The 12,851-nt window shown below is 70.3% G+C and carries 12 protein-coding genes; 6 read left to right on the top strand and 6 right to left on the bottom strand.

Annotation, left to right across the window (positions count from 1 at the left end; translation table 11 throughout):
• Positions 1-44: 44 nt before the first annotated feature.
• The 3 genes from FMP39_RS09295 to FMP39_RS09285 are packed head-to-tail and all read left to right on the top strand — an operon-like array spanning position 45 to position 4,040.
• Positions 45-2,159, top strand: coding sequence for an FHA domain-containing protein (locus tag FMP39_RS09295; RefSeq protein WP_141589594.1), 2,115 nt, complete (start codon positions 45-47; stop codon positions 2,157-2,159).
• Between the two features lie 40 nt (positions 2,160-2,199).
• The gene (locus FMP39_RS09290; RefSeq protein ID WP_174256950.1) at positions 2,200-3,531 is read left to right on the top strand and encodes a cyclic nucleotide-binding domain-containing protein; all 1,332 of its coding nucleotides are present in this window, start codon (positions 2,200-2,202) and stop codon (positions 3,529-3,531) included.
• An 8-nt stretch (positions 3,532-3,539) separates the two neighbouring features.
• On the top strand, positions 3,540-4,040 hold the full coding sequence (locus FMP39_RS09285) for a hypothetical protein (RefSeq protein WP_194858310.1): 501 nt from the start codon (positions 3,540-3,542) through the stop codon (positions 4,038-4,040).
• On the opposite strand, the gene FMP39_RS09280 is transcribed toward FMP39_RS09285, so the two are convergent.
• On the bottom strand, positions 4,032-5,612 hold the full coding sequence (locus FMP39_RS09280) for a tetratricopeptide repeat protein (RefSeq protein ID WP_141589592.1): 1,581 nt from the start codon (positions 5,610-5,612) through the stop codon (positions 4,032-4,034). The two genes, FMP39_RS09285 and FMP39_RS09280, sit on opposite strands and share 9 nt — an antisense overlap.
• 136 nt (positions 5,613-5,748) lie before the next feature.
• On the opposite strand from FMP39_RS09280, the gene FMP39_RS09275 reads away from it, so the two are divergent.
• Positions 5,749-6,720, top strand: a complete 972-nt coding sequence (locus tag FMP39_RS09275) for a homoserine kinase (protein WP_141589591.1) — start codon at positions 5,749-5,751, stop codon at positions 6,718-6,720.
• Positions 6,721-6,733: 13 nt separating this feature from the next.
• Here FMP39_RS09275 and FMP39_RS09270 read toward each other — a convergent pair whose 3' ends face one another.
• From FMP39_RS09270 to FMP39_RS09260, 3 genes are all read right to left on the bottom strand, one after another.
• Entirely contained in the window at positions 6,734-7,201 is a 468-nt protein-coding gene (locus FMP39_RS09270) for a nuclear transport factor 2 family protein (protein WP_011552596.1), read from the bottom strand.
• 71 nt (positions 7,202-7,272) lie between these two features.
• Complete coding sequence (locus FMP39_RS09265; RefSeq protein ID WP_090489359.1) at positions 7,273-7,800, bottom strand: hypothetical protein; 528 nt, start codon at positions 7,798-7,800, stop codon at positions 7,273-7,275.
• Between the two features lie 66 nt (positions 7,801-7,866).
• Positions 7,867-10,227 carry a hypothetical protein gene (locus FMP39_RS09260; protein ID WP_194858309.1) on the bottom strand — a complete coding sequence of 787 codons (2,361 nt, stop codon included), beginning with the start codon at positions 10,225-10,227 and terminating at the stop codon, positions 7,867-7,869.
• A 25-nt stretch (positions 10,228-10,252) separates the two neighbouring features.
• Between FMP39_RS09260 and plpQ the strand changes: the two genes are divergently transcribed.
• Positions 10,253-10,651, top strand: coding sequence for a motility regulator PlpA (gene plpQ, locus FMP39_RS09255; protein WP_002639025.1), 399 nt, complete (start codon positions 10,253-10,255; stop codon positions 10,649-10,651).
• Between the two features lie 17 nt (positions 10,652-10,668).
• Positions 10,669-11,205, top strand: a complete 537-nt coding sequence (locus FMP39_RS09250; protein WP_141589629.1) for a DUF192 domain-containing protein — start codon at positions 10,669-10,671, stop codon at positions 11,203-11,205.
• A gap of 86 nt (positions 11,206-11,291) precedes the next feature.
• Here the strand turns inward: FMP39_RS09250 and FMP39_RS09245 are convergent, their stop codons facing one another.
• Both FMP39_RS09245 and FMP39_RS09240 read right to left on the bottom strand, forming a co-directional pair.
• A complete protein-coding gene (locus FMP39_RS09245; RefSeq protein WP_141589589.1) occupies positions 11,292-11,552 on the bottom strand; it encodes a hypothetical protein in 261 nt (86 codons plus the stop codon).
• A gap of 108 nt (positions 11,553-11,660) precedes the next feature.
• Positions 11,661-12,848 carry an EAL domain-containing protein gene (locus FMP39_RS09240; RefSeq protein ID WP_228557829.1) on the bottom strand — a complete coding sequence of 396 codons (1,188 nt, stop codon included), beginning with the start codon at positions 12,846-12,848 and terminating at the stop codon, positions 11,661-11,663.
• Positions 12,849-12,851 lie beyond the last annotated feature (3 nt).

Here is a 12,851-nt window from a genome sequence, read left to right as displayed (position 1 = left end):
CGGCGCTCTAAGATGCCGGGCGCTTCGAGACTGGAACCCACCCCATGCCTCCTCGTCCTCCTCCCTCTTCCCGTTCTGGTGCCGGCCGTTCCGGTGGTGCTGCGGGTGAGGACCCAGACTCCCTGAAGTCCCCCTCCCGGCGCAGTCCCGCGTCCGAGGACGAGGACTTCGCCGCCCCCGCATTCGGGGAGGACGGCTACCCAGACGATGGGCCGCCCAACCCGGACCTCTATGGTGAGGAGTCACCGGGCCGCTCCCGCACGGGTGAGACGCGCGTGGCCTCCATCGAGTCCGTGGAGGAGGAGCGGCGCTCCCGCGACGAGGACGAAGACGACAACGCGGACGCCACGCGCGCCGGCCCGCCGGTGCAGATGATGGTGCTGGACGGCCCGGACAAGGGCCGCAAGAAGCGCTTCCAGAGCGTGCGCATGGTGGTGGGCCGCAACAAGGACTGCGACTTCGTGCTGGAGGACCAGTCCGTGTCCCGCCGGCACCTGGAGCTGGTGTACGGCCAGGCCGGCGTGGTGATGCGGGATCTGGGCAGCGTCAGTGGCACCCAGGTCAATGACCAGCGCGTGGACGAGTGTCTGCTGAAGCATGGAGACGAAATCTCCATGGGCAAGACGCGCCTGCGCTTCGTGGACGAATCGGAGCAGATCAAGGAGCTGCGCGCCCAGGCGGAGGCCCGCGAGGCGGAGGAGAAGCGCGAGCGCGAGGCGGCCGCCCGCGAGGCGGAGGAGAAGCGGAAGAACCAGGCCGCCGCGCGTGGCAGCGAGGTGGATCCGAACGACCCACGCTTCAACGAGGCCACCAACGCCAACTACAAGCTGCCTGACTCGCTCAAGGAGAACTCCGGCGCCAAGGGCGGGGTGGCCGTGCCCCGGCCCCGTCCACCCATCCGCAGCACGCCGACGCGGTCGAACAGCGGTGGACTGACGGGCAAGCAGAAGGCGCTCATCGGCGGTGGTGGCGCGTTGGTGGTGGTGCTGGTCGTCGGGCTGATGCTGATTCCGTCCGGACCTCCGCCTCCGCCTCCGCCGGACCCGAAGGTGGAGAAGGCGAAGGTGTTGATGCAGCAGGCGCGCGAGTCCGTGCGCGCGGATGACTTCGCCAACGCCGTCCGCCTCGTCGGCGAGGCGGAGAAGCTGGTGCCGGGCATCGACGCGGACAACCTGGCCCGGGGCGCGCGCACGCAGTTGGAGGTGATGACCTCGCTCGATGCCGTCCGCACCCTCATCGAGGAGAAGCAGTTCGACGAGGCGCGCTCGAAGCTGGAGGCGACGCCGCAGGGCACGGCGAAGACGGATGACATCCGCCGCAAGCTGGCGACGGAGCTGGAGGAGAAGGACATCGCCTGGCGGCTCCAGCAGGTGGAGGAGTCCTTCGCCTCGCGCGACCCGGAGACGATTCGCCCGCTCATCGCGCAGCTGCCCCCGCTGAACCGGCCGGCCTACGAGGTGAAGCTGACGGACCTGGAGGCCGAGCTGGCGAAGGAGGCCCAGGATGCGTCGCGCCGCACCCGCAACGCCAACGCCCGCGCGGCGGAGGTGGCCAAGGAGAAGCGCAAGGAGTTCATCGCCGAGGCCTTCTCCGACGTGGAGCGCCGCTTCAACGGCGGTGACTACCAGCGCGCCGTCCTGGAGTGCGACCGGGTGACGGACAAGTACCGGGCGGACAAGGACGTGAAGGACCGGGCCCTGGCCCTCAAGCGTCTGATTCCCCAGTTCCGGCGCGCGCTGGAGGATGGGCAGAAAAAGCTGGACGCCAACTCGCTGGAGGCGGCGGCGAAGCCCCTGCGGCGCGCGGCGGAGCTGTACCGCCAGATTGGCTTCCGGGGCTCGTTGGGGAACACCATCGACGAACAGCTCGCGTCGTCATCGCTGGCGGCGGGGCAGAGCGCGCTGAAGAAGGGCGACCTGGGCGCGGCCGGCTCGCACTTCCGCGAGGCGCTGCGGCTCAACCCGGGTGACGGGCGGGCGCGTGAAGGACTGGAGAACCTGCAGAAGAAGGCGGAGGAGCTCTTCCTCCGGGCCTACATCCAGCGGGACAGGGATCCGAAGGCTGCGGCGGAGATGTTCAAGGTCGTCATCGAGACGGCCTCCGAAGGCTCCGACGTCAAGCGCAAGGCGGAGATGTATCTGAGCGAGCTCCAGCCGTGAGTGGCGGCGGGCCGAACATGATTTGCCGGGGAGAAAAGGGATGAACGAGTCGTCGCTGCGTGAGCTCGGGATGGACCTCATCGAGGAGCGCCAGTTCGAGCGAGCCCTGGCCGTGTTCGCCGAGGCGGTTCGCCGCGTCCCCGCGGACCACCGCTCGCGGATGCTGGCCGCGCGCTGCCTGGCGGAGCTGGGCGAGCGTGAGCGCGCCGTCACCGCCTACCACGCCTGCGCGGAGGGCCTGCTGCGCCGGGACTACCTGTTGTCGGCCATGGCCGCGTGCAAGCTGGCGCTGGACCTGGCGCCCAACGAGCGGCGCCTGAAGGAGACGCTGTTTCGCGTGCACTCGCGCGCGGTGCGCAACGCGCCGGGCCGCGCGGTGGTGCCTCCGCCGCTGCCGCCTGAAACTCTCTACGACGGCAAGGTGGAGACGGACCTGATGGGGCTGCAGGGCGAGGAATTGTCCAGCCGCGCCATCGAAGTGCTGGCCGCGACGGACCCGGGCGGCGCCGCGGACCCCAACAGCCGTCCGCCGTTGCCGCTGTTCGCGGAGCTGGACCGGGATGCCTTCGTGGACCTGGTGCGGCTGATGGCGTGGCGCCGGGTGAAGCCGGAGGAGGCGGTGAGCCGCGAGGGCGAGCCCGCCGACTCCCTCTACGTCCTGGTCGCCGGCAAGGCGGAGGTGACGCGACAGATGGAGGGCGAGGCGCGCACGCTGGGCTTCCTCGGCGGTGGCTCCATCTTCGGTGAAATCGCGCTGCTGACGGGCGCTCCGCCCACGGCGACGGTGTCCGCGGTGTCGGACACGGAAGTCTTCGAGATTCGCCGCGAGCACCTCAACGCGGTCGCCAAGAGCCACCCCGCGGTGCCGCAGGTGCTGGCGGACTTCGCGCAGCAGCGCATGGCGCGCAACCTGATGGCCACCTCGCCCATGTTCCAGACGATGCCGGAGTCGGAGCGGGGCGCGCTGCTGCGGCGCTTCGCCTTCCGGGCGCTCCAGGCCCGGGAGAAGGTGCTGGTGGAGGGCGAGCACTCGCCGGGGCTGTTCCTGGTGCTCGCCGGTGAGCTGGTGGTGCAGAAGGAGGACCCGGCGGGCGGCGTGGTGACGCTGGGCATGCTGCGCGAGGGCGAGGTCGCGGGCGAAATCTCCCTGCTGACGGGCCTGCGCGCGACGGCCACGGTGGCGGCGGCGCGCAAGACGGCGGCGGCCTTCCTGGAGCGCGCGGCCTTCCACGAGCTGGTGACGGCCGTTCCGGACATCCGCACGTACCTGGAGCAGCTGTCGGACCGCCGGCTGAAGCAGATTGGCGAGGCGCTGCGGCCCGCGGAAATCATCGACGCGGACGAACTGGTGCTCGAGCCCGAGGCCGCGTGAGAGGGGCCATGGTGAACGTGACGCGCTCTCAGGTGGTGGGCGGTGTGCTGGCGCTGCTGGCGGCCGGCGCGGTGCTGTACTTCTGGCCGCGGCAGCAGCTCACCGTGGAGGAGGCCATCCGCCGCCAGGTGGTGGTGATGACGCGCGCCGCGGAGGCGAAGGACGTGGGCGGGGTGATGGAGCACGTCTCCGAGCGCTTCCGCTCCAACGGGCAGGGCGGCTGGTCGAAGAAGGACGTGCGCGGCATCCTCACCGCGCAGGTGCTGCGGGGCCAGTGGGTGCGCGTCTTCGTGACGAACCTGGAGGTGCGCGAGGTGTCGCCCTCGGAAGGGGAGTTCCAGGCGCGCTTCATCTTCGGCCGCTCCCAGGCGGAGAAGGTGGAGGACCTGGCCGCCGACAGCGTGCTGAACGCCTACCTCATCGAAGGCGCCTTCGAGAAGGAAGAGGACGGCGAGTGGCGCGTGGTGCGCGCCCGCCCGGAGTCCATCAGCCCCACCGACCTACTCTAGGAGCGAGCTCGACTCCGCCTTCCAGGCCTTGGCCATGCTGGCCTGGCCGGCGGACTCCAGCCGCTTGCGGATGTCCTCCACGCGCTCGGCCAGCGCCTCGCGGGGCGCGCCCTGTGCCTGGGCTCGCGCGAGGCCGAAGAAGTAGTGCTGGCAGCCGGCGGCGTGCTCGCCCTGCGCGAAGAGCAGGTCCCCCATGGCGGTGTAGGCCTCCGCCATCGTGCCCGCGCCGCTGTCGGGTGCCACGGCGGCCAGCAGCGGGCGGGCTCCCTCGTAGTCCTTGCGCGCCAGCAGCAGCGCGCCCTTGGCGTACTGCGCCCGGGCCAGGTCCACGCCGCGCGCCGCCAGGGCCTTGTCGTAGGCGACCAGGGCATCGTCCTGACGGGAGGCGGCCTCCAGCACGCCGCCGCGCGCCAGCCAGTAGCGGCTGTCCTTCTCCAAGAGGCCGGCCTTCTTGCCGTCCGGGGTGGTGGTCTGCACCGGACCGAAGGTGGCCTCGTACGCGTCCAGCAGGGCCACCGCGCCGTCGGTGTCACCGGCGGTCTGCAGCGCCCGCGCGCCGTCCAGGTAGAGCAGGGGGGCATTGCGGCGCCGGGCCACGGCCGCCTCGAAGGCCGCGCGCGCCTGGGCGTCACGCTTCACCGCCAGGGCCCGGGCCCGGGCGAAGAGGGCGTAGTGCTCATCGGGAACGGCCTTCAGCGCTTCGTCCGCGGCGGAGAGGGCCTCGTCGGGCGCGCCGCGGGCCAGCGCCAGTTCCGCCTTCAGCGCGCCCGCGCGGGCCTTCAGTCCGGGCGTCAGCTCCGCGCCGCGGGCCTCCACGCCGGAGAGCACCTGCTGCGCTTCCTCCAGCTTGCGCCCCTGGTAGGTGTGGGCCAGCGCGGTGGACACGCGGGCCAGCAGGTGGTCCGGGTTGACACTGGTGGCCTTGGCGAAGGCCTCCACCGCCTGCGGGTACTGGCCTTCGTCCATCAGGGCCTCGCCGTACGCGGTGGTGAAGCGTGGATCGCGCCAGGACGCTTCCGCCGCGCGAGCGAAGGCCTGCCTCGCGCCGGGAAGGTCGCCGCGCGCCTGGAGCGCCAGGGCCCGGGCCAGCGTCAGCCGGGCGTTGTTGGCGCCGCGGGCCTCGAGCCCGGCCAGGTACTGCTCCGCCTCGGCGGACTTGCCCGCGGCCAGCAGATGCAGGGCGTGGGCGCCGTAGCGCTCGCCGGACTGGGACTCCAACTGCGCGGCGCGGGCGAGGTGCTCGCGGGCCTTGGCGTCCGCGCCGGGCTGCCGGTGCTCCAGCCACAGCACCGTCTGGATATCGGCGGCCAGGGCCTGGGCGTCACGGGCCTCGGCGTCGAGCTGGAACAGGGCCTCCAGCTCCGTCATCGCGCGGGCGAAGTCAGCGGGGTTGCCACGCATGGCGGCCGTGCGGGCCGCGCGCAGGTGTTCCTCCGTCTGCTTGCGGACGGTGCCTCGGTGGACGAAGAAGACCACCGCGCCCGCGAGCAGCACCGCCACCACGCCCACCTGAACCAGCGCGCTGGTGAGGCTTTCGCGCCGCTGCCAGTCCTTGCGCCCTTCGGTGCCCATGGACCTGTCCCCCGCGCTGGAGTTGGATGTGCGCCGGCCGTAGTGCCGGGTATAGAAGCCGCGCTCAGATAGGAACGGTCCCCTCGACTGTCAACGGGGGGCGGCGGCGTGAACACGGACGTGGGAGGTCAGAGGTATGGCGGTACACACGGCGCTACCCCGCGAGGCATTCGAGCGGGTCGCGGAGGCATTCGGGCTCGGGGCTTTGCGTGAGGTGACGCCCATTCCCCAGGGCTCCATCAACACCAACCACCGCGTGGAGACGCAGAGCGGGCGCTACTTCGTGCGCCACACCACGGTGCGCTCCGCGGACGATTTGCGCTTCGAATCCGCGCTGCTCGCGCACCTGGCCGCGTATCACTTCCCCGGGCCCGTGCAGGTGACGACGCGTGACGGCGCGACCTTCCTGGAGCTGGAGGGCGGCCGTGTCAGCGTCTTCCGCTGGCTGCCGGGCGAGGAGCTGCGCCACCCGGCCCTCACCACCGACCACCTGGAGCGGCTGGGCGCGGAGCTGGGCAAGCTGCACCGCGACACGCAGTCCTTCTCCGGCTCGCGGGAGAATCCCTACGGACCGGAGACGGTGAGCGGCTGGCTGGAGGCGCTGGTGGCGCACCCGGACGCGGAGCTGGCGGCCGTGGCGCGTGAGCTGCAACGCGACATGGAGACGTCGCGCACGGCGCGGCAGGGGCTGGAGCCTCGCGGCGTCATCCACGCGGACCTCTTCATGGACAACGTGAAGTGGCTGGGGGACCGCGTGGGAGCCTTCTTCGACTTCGAGATGGCGTGCCGGGAGGACTACGGCCTGGACGTGGCCATCACCCTCAATGCCTGGTGCTTCGACGGCGGGCACTACCTGCCGGAGCTGTGCCGGGCCTTCATCCGCGGCTACATGGACGTCCGGCCGCTATCCGCCGTGGAGCGCACGAACCTCTTCGGCCATGCGCTCTACGGGGCGGTGCGCTTCACGGCGAGCCGCATCCGCGACTACCACCTGTCCCCGCTGCCGGCGGACAAGCTGGTCCGCAAGGACTACCGCACCTACCTCAACCGGGCCCGGGCATTGAATGCCATGGGGCCCGAGGGCTTCGCCGCGCTGCTGGGCCTGTGAGGGCCCGACGGCGTCAGATGCCGGTGAGAATCTTCCAGGTGCCGTCTTCCTTGCGCAGCACCATCTGCTCCAGCTCGGACTCCTTCATCGGGCGCGAGTGGAGCGACGGCATCCGCCAGGAGGCGTTCCAGTAGTAGATGGCGGCGGCCACGCCGTCACCGACCTGGATGCGGCGGATGTTCAGCTCGATGCGAGGGCCCTGGATGCGGGGGAACACCCGCTCCAGGTAGGGCACTAGGTTCTGCGCCGTCAGGTCGTCGCTGGGGTCGTTCGGCGTGCCGCCGTCGTCCTGGAACGAAGGCGAGACGAGCTTCTGGATGGCCTGGGCGTCCCGGGCCTCCAGCGCGGTGCGGTACTCCTCCATGACCGCGAGAATGGCGCGCGTGTCGGAGTTGTCGACGATGTCCGTGCCGGGGATGCGCTTCGGGGCGCAGGCGGCCAGCAGGGACAGGACGCTGAAGGCGAGGAAGCGTTTGAGCATGGCGGGGCCTTATTGGGACAACCCAACGGAAGTCAACCCATTCCCAGGCCCCGCCGGAGGCGGGAAGACGACTAACCGGGGCGGATGACCTCGGCGATGAACCGGTTGAGCACCGGCACCTCGTTGTCGAGAATCTTCAGGCCCTCCGACTGGATGACCTTCTCCGCGATGAGCCCCAACGGCTTGAGGAGGAAGGGCAGCTTGAGGGCGATTTCACCGTCCATCACCCGCTCCGTCTGGCCGCCGCCCACGTCGCGGAAGCGCATGGTGCCGGTGTTCACCAGCATCTTGGAGATCTTGTTCGAGGTGGGGACGTTCTCGAACGTCAACTCCTTGCGGCGCTTGTCATAGGTGGACGTCTCGATGAACGCGAACCACTCCGGGGGCACCGTCTTGGGGCCAATCTTCTCGATGACGGGCTTGGGGCGGTAGCGCACGCGGCGGCGCACGACGTCTCCGTCCGGCTTCACCTCCAGGGGCTGCAGCTCCAGCAGCACGCCGTGGTGCTTGAGGAGGAACTCGAAGTACCGCTCGTCGAGGAGCGCGCGCTCCACCTCATCCACCGTCCCCTGAATCCGATGCCGCGACTCGAAACGCATCCACGTCCTCCTTGCCAGGCTGGCACGTCACCGCTGTCTGGCTGCCTGCCTAGCCGAAAAGCGTGGCTAGCGGAAAGCCTGTCGTGGCACCAGCAGTCCACGGAAGGTCTTCTCCTCGAAGTCGCAGCGCTCCCGCCACTCGTCGGCGGAGGCCCGGAAGGCGGCGCCAAAGTCCGGTAGTGCACCGACCTCGTGCCGCACCGCGCCGCAGTCTCCTGACAGGTAGGCGGACTCCACCCGCATGCGCAGGGCTTCGCGGCGGAGCGCTTCCGGCAGGCCTTCCGCTGCCAGGGCTTGTTGCAGGTAGCCCGTGGCCAGCACGGGCGAGCCCACCTGCTGCAACCGGCGCCCCATGAGGTAGTTGAGGAACGGGTCCGTGGGCACCGTGGCCAGGGCGCGCGCAAGGATCAGCAGACGCACCTCGTCCTGGCCGGCCCGGAAGTACGCGTCGATGGGGGCCTGGCGCACGGCGTCCTCCATGGCGGCGAGCTTCACCTGGGCGGTGCGCGTCAGCTCCGGCCCGGCGTCCTTCGACAGCACGGTGTCGAGGAAGCGGCGGGCCTCGCCGGGCTGATCGCGGCGCAGCGCGACGTCCGCCCGCGCCATGGCCACCTCCGCCTCCAGCACGGCCTGGCCCTTCATGCGTTCGCCGACCTCGGCAAGCACGGCGTCCGCGTCCGCGTAGCGCTCCAACTGGGACAGGGCGACGGCCTCACCGATGCGGAAGCCAGGCTCTTCGGGCTGGAGCTCGCCGGCGCGGCGGTAGCGCTCCAGTGCGTCCTCGGGGTCACTCGCCAGCGCCTGCCGGGCGGAGTCCGACAGTCGCGCCACCTCGCGAGCGCAGGCGCGGGTGAAGAGGCTGCCGGTGCGGAAGCGCGCGAAGGCTCTCGCCACGGAGGCTTCGTCCAGGGGGAGCGCGTCCACGTACTGCTCCCACTCGGTGACGAGCTCTCCCAGGGGACGGCCGTATGCGGCGTCGAAGTCCGCATGGGCATACACGGCCCGCAGCCGGTCCGCGCCATAGGTGTCCGCCAGGTAGCGAAGGAACGAGCCCGCCACCGTGTACGCGCGCGCGGGGGCCGACTGGTAGAAGCCCTGCGGCCCCATCAGCTTGCGCATGTCCGGCGCCAGCTTCTGCCTGCGCATGCCCGCTGCCCACTGGTGCAGCGTGAGGTCGCCCTGCACCGGGCCGTCCGCGGCGACGGCGAACCCCTCGATGACGCCCATGAGCGGCCAGACGCCCAGCCGGGTGGTGACGCGGAAGGGGCCGCTGCCCGCGGGGGCCGCCATGACGTGCGCCAGCTCATGGTGGAGCACGGAGTGGGGGAAGGGCCGGTCCTGGATGTGCAACTCGTGGCGCCAGGGCTTGGCGAACTGGGTGCGGCCGGCGCCCACCAGGCGCTGCTTTTCGTGCTCGTCGCGGTAGAGCCAGACGTGGATGGGCTCGGTGGGGGCCACGCCCAGGAAGTGCCGCGTCTGGGCCCAGCGGAACTCCAAGTCCCGAGCGAAGCGGTCCACGTCCTCGCGCGGCTTGCCTTGCCAGTAGTGGAAGACGAAGTGTTCCGTCTCCCGCAGGCCGCCGAGCTCCCGCGTGAGCCACGCATCCGTCATCCGCAGGCCCAGGGCGGGGCCGCGCGCCTCCATGAAGGCGATGGCGGCCAGGGGCAGCACCAGGGCGGCCAGGGTGGCGCGGCGCAGGCCGGCGCGGCGAAGGCGCCCGGTGCCCAGGTCCAGCAGGGCGCAGGTGAGCCCCGCGAGCACGGTGACCCACAGCAGCGTCTCCAAGCGGAACCAGCCGAGCGCGGCGGAGACGCCCAGGGCCTCGTCGTAGAGGGGCCCGGGCATGTGACCCAGGAAGTGGTTGAAGGCGAACACCTGGGGCCCGGCGACGATGGGCCACGCGGTGGGGATGGCGGAGACGAGGATGAGGAGGGCGTACAGGCCCACGGCCCGGCGGGGGCGCTCGGCGGTGAAGCCGCACAGCACGCCCGCGGAGGCGGCCAGCGCGGCCGAGGGGAGGGTGAGCATCGGATAGAAGCCCACCAGTGCGAACGGGTCACACGCGGTGCGCAGCCAGGCGAACAGGGTGGCCACCAGGAAGGGGGGCACCAGGACGCCGACGTTGAGGAGCAGGGCGGTGCCCAGGGCCCGGCCCACCGCGCCGCTGGGCGTCTGGGGCCGGAGGGCGCCTGGTGGCGTCGGAGCGGTGCCCAGCAGGATGCGACGCTCCTGGGCGGCCGCGGCGATGCCCATCCCCCCACCGAGCAGGCCGACGGCGATGGAGAGGGCCAGGCTCAGCTCGAAGCCGGGGACGCCAAAGAGGGGGACCAGGACGAGCGCCGAGCCCCCGCCCGCGAGCAGGAGGACGGTGGCCAGGACGGCAGGGCGACGCAACAGGCCAGAGGCGCGGGTGAGGACTTGCCGCATGGCCTCTCCTATACTCCCGGCCAGCATGTCCGAACAGAAGACAGGTCCAGAGCACCGCCAGAACGGGCGCGCGCCCATCGAGCTGAAGGTCGACTACAAGAAGCTCAACTCGTTCTTCGCGGACTACACGAAGAACATCAGCAAGGGTGGCACGTTCATCAAGACGAAGAAGCCGCTGCCCATCGGCACGCGCTTCCTCTTCAAGCTGACGGTGCCACATCGGGAGGCCCCCTTCGAGTTGCTGGGCGAGGTCGTCTGGTCCAAGGCGGACGCGGACGAGCCCGGCATGGGCATCCGTTTCATCTACAGCAGTGAAGCGCAGCGGGTGGAGTTCGAGACGGTGGTGGAAGGGCTGATGTCCGACAGTCTCGGTGGCGAGCTGACGGAGAAGCTGCTCAACAAGCCGTTGCACTCGCACTCATGAAGCACGGCCTTCGGTGGATGGTGGTGGCGGTGCCGTTGCTGGCATCGGCCTGCCAGCAGGAGGCGCAGGGCAGCGCGCCTCGTGCCACGCCGAAGGCGGCCGAGCCCCGGCCACGCGTCACCGACGTCACCGCCGAGGACTACGTCATGCAGCCGCTTCCGCGTGGGCATGTGCGGCTGGAGGACGCTTTCGGTGGCGTCCACCGGGTGGAGGTGGAGATCGCCGCGACGGCGGGCACACGTGCCCGGGGCATGATGTGGCGCAAGGAGCTGGCGGAGGGGAAGGGCATGCTCTTCCTCTTCCCCCACGAAGAGGTCCAGGGGTTCTGGATGCGCAACACGCTCATCCCGCTGGACATGATTTTCATCACGTCCGACTTGCGCGTGGCGGGCATCGTGTCGCGCGCGGTGCCTCGCTCACTGGAGTCCCGCTCCGTGGGCGTACCCAGCCAGTACGTGCTGGAGGTGCCCGGCGGCTGGACGGAGAAGGTGGGCATCCGCAAGGGCAGTACCGTCCGCTTCGAGGGCGTGGCGGGTATGGCCATCGAGCCCTGAGGAACGTCCATGACCTGGCGTCGCGCGTCGATGCCTATGGGAACGCCCTACAAAAGGCCAGGCTCCGGAGCTGAGTGAGCCCTGCCTCATTTCGGTGGGGTGCGTTTCATGGCTTCCTGCCAAGCGCGTTCGAATTCCTCCGATGGGATTTCGTACTCCTCACCCAGGTCGAGAACCTCGAACGGTTGATCCGCAAGGTGTTCGAGGTGTTTCTCGTCGCCCCAGCGCCACGTTTCTCCGTAGATTTCAATCTGCCGGCTCGGCCAGTCCCCCGTGATTTCCATGTAGCAGATGCCTTCTCCGTACTCGGATTCTGCATCTCGCTTGAAGTATCGCTTCGTGCTCAAGGGGGCTCCTGTTCGCAGGCAGAGGGACGGAGCGGCGGTGCCCGCGTGAAGTGGGGCAACAAGTCGGACGACCGCGTCGTGCGCATCGTGCCGCAGCCGTGTCCGTCATCAGGCCGGTGTGCGCCGTTCCAGCAACTCCGTGATGCGGCGAATGAGCTGCTGCATGGTGACGGTACCCAGGAATCGCTTCTGGGCATCCGTGACGACCACCGGGTCATAGAGCGCTTCGGGCGCGCGCTCCATGGCGAGCCGCGCCAGGGTGGTGAGCGCCATCCGGTCCTCGACGATGAGCGGAGCCACCTGCGCCGCGCCCTTCGTGGCCGTCGCGCGCCGCAACACCAGCGCCTCCAGCCGTTCGCCATGCAGCACGGCGACGTGGTCCACGTCGGCCTTCTGCTGGAACAGCCGCTCCAGCTCCTCGGGCGTCACGGGCCGCTCCACGCAGTTGCGGCGGATGACGATGCTGCCCACCGTCTCGCCGTCCTCGTCCTCGCGGAAGTCGAGCGCGCGCATGGCTTCATGGCGTCGCGCCTCGAACTCGACGCTGGGAAGCACGGGTACGGGCGCGGGGCGAGCCACCAGGTAGCCCTGCGCGTGCCGGATGCCCAGGCGGAGCAGCACGGCCAGCTCGTTCCACGTCTCCACGCCTTCCGCAATCAGCGTCGCGTTGACGCTGGCCGCGAAGGACACCAGCGACTTCACCAGGTGCTGCTGGTAGCTGTGCCGGTGGATGTCCCGTACCAGTGCCTGGTCCAGCTTGATGAACTGCGGCGCGCTGTTCACCAGCGTCACCAGTCCGGAGTGCCCCGCGCCGAAGTCATCCAGCGCGATGCCGAAGCCCAGCGCCGAACACTGTCGCGTCAGCCGTTGCAGCAGCGCGTTGTCCTCGAACGCCGCCTTCTCCGTGATTTCGAGCACCAGGTTCTTCGGGTTCAGCCCGTAGCGCGCGAGCAGCTCCTCCGTGGAGCCATCCCCGAAGCGCGGGTCGCTCAGCACGTCCGGGCTGACGTTGAAGAAGAAGGGCGCGCTGCGTTGCGCCTCCGGCAGCGTGGAGATGCAGCGCAGCGCGGACGTCCAGCACGCGCGCTCCAGCTCCCACGTGTAGCCTTCCAATCGCGCCTGCGTGAAGAGCACGTGCGGCTCGCGGAACTCGCCCGGTCCGCGCGAAAGCACTTCGTGCCCGATGACCTCACCGCGCAGCAAGTCCACGATGGGCTGAAACACCGAGGTGACGCTCGGCTCGTCACCTTTCCACAGCCAGGCGGGCGCTGGTGCGGAGGAGAGGGGCAGGCTCATGTG

Source organism: Myxococcus sp. AB056 (genome assembly GCF_006547365.1).
Lineage (GTDB): Bacteria > Myxococcota > Myxococcia > Myxococcales > Myxococcaceae > Myxococcus > Myxococcus virescens.
The sequence above is the reverse complement of the archived record's forward strand: the minus strand, read 5'-3'. Positions and strand labels throughout refer to the sequence as shown.

Bases quoted from the DNA above. Each gene is read 5' to 3' on its own strand.
- FMP39_RS09285 (WP_194858310.1), top strand. From the start codon at position 3,540: ATGGTGAACGTGACGCGCTCTCAGGTGGTGGGCGGTGTGCTGGCGCTG.
- FMP39_RS09265 (WP_090489359.1), bottom strand. From the start codon at position 7,800: ATGCGTTTCGAGTCGCGGCATCGGATTCAGGGGACGGTGGATGAGGTG.
- FMP39_RS09275 (WP_141589591.1), top strand. From the start codon at position 5,749: ATGGCGGTACACACGGCGCTACCCCGCGAGGCATTCGAGCGGGTCGCG.
- FMP39_RS09250 (WP_141589629.1), top strand. From the start codon at position 10,669: ATGGTGGTGGCGGTGCCGTTGCTGGCATCGGCCTGCCAGCAGGAGGCG.
- FMP39_RS09240 (WP_228557829.1), bottom strand. From the start codon at position 12,848: ATGAGCCTGCCCCTCTCCTCCGCACCAGCGCCCGCCTGGCTGTGGAAA.
- FMP39_RS09290 (WP_174256950.1), top strand. From the start codon at position 2,200: ATGAACGAGTCGTCGCTGCGTGAGCTCGGGATGGACCTCATCGAGGAG.
- FMP39_RS09295 (WP_141589594.1), top strand. From the start codon at position 45: ATGCCTCCTCGTCCTCCTCCCTCTTCCCGTTCTGGTGCCGGCCGTTCC.
- FMP39_RS09280 (WP_141589592.1), bottom strand. From the start codon at position 5,612: ATGGGCACCGAAGGGCGCAAGGACTGGCAGCGGCGCGAAAGCCTCACC.
- FMP39_RS09260 (WP_194858309.1), bottom strand. From the start codon at position 10,227: ATGCGGCAAGTCCTCACCCGCGCCTCTGGCCTGTTGCGTCGCCCTGCC.
- plpQ (WP_002639025.1), top strand. From the start codon at position 10,253: ATGTCCGAACAGAAGACAGGTCCAGAGCACCGCCAGAACGGGCGCGCG.
- FMP39_RS09270 (WP_011552596.1), bottom strand. From the start codon at position 7,201: ATGCTCAAACGCTTCCTCGCCTTCAGCGTCCTGTCCCTGCTGGCCGCC.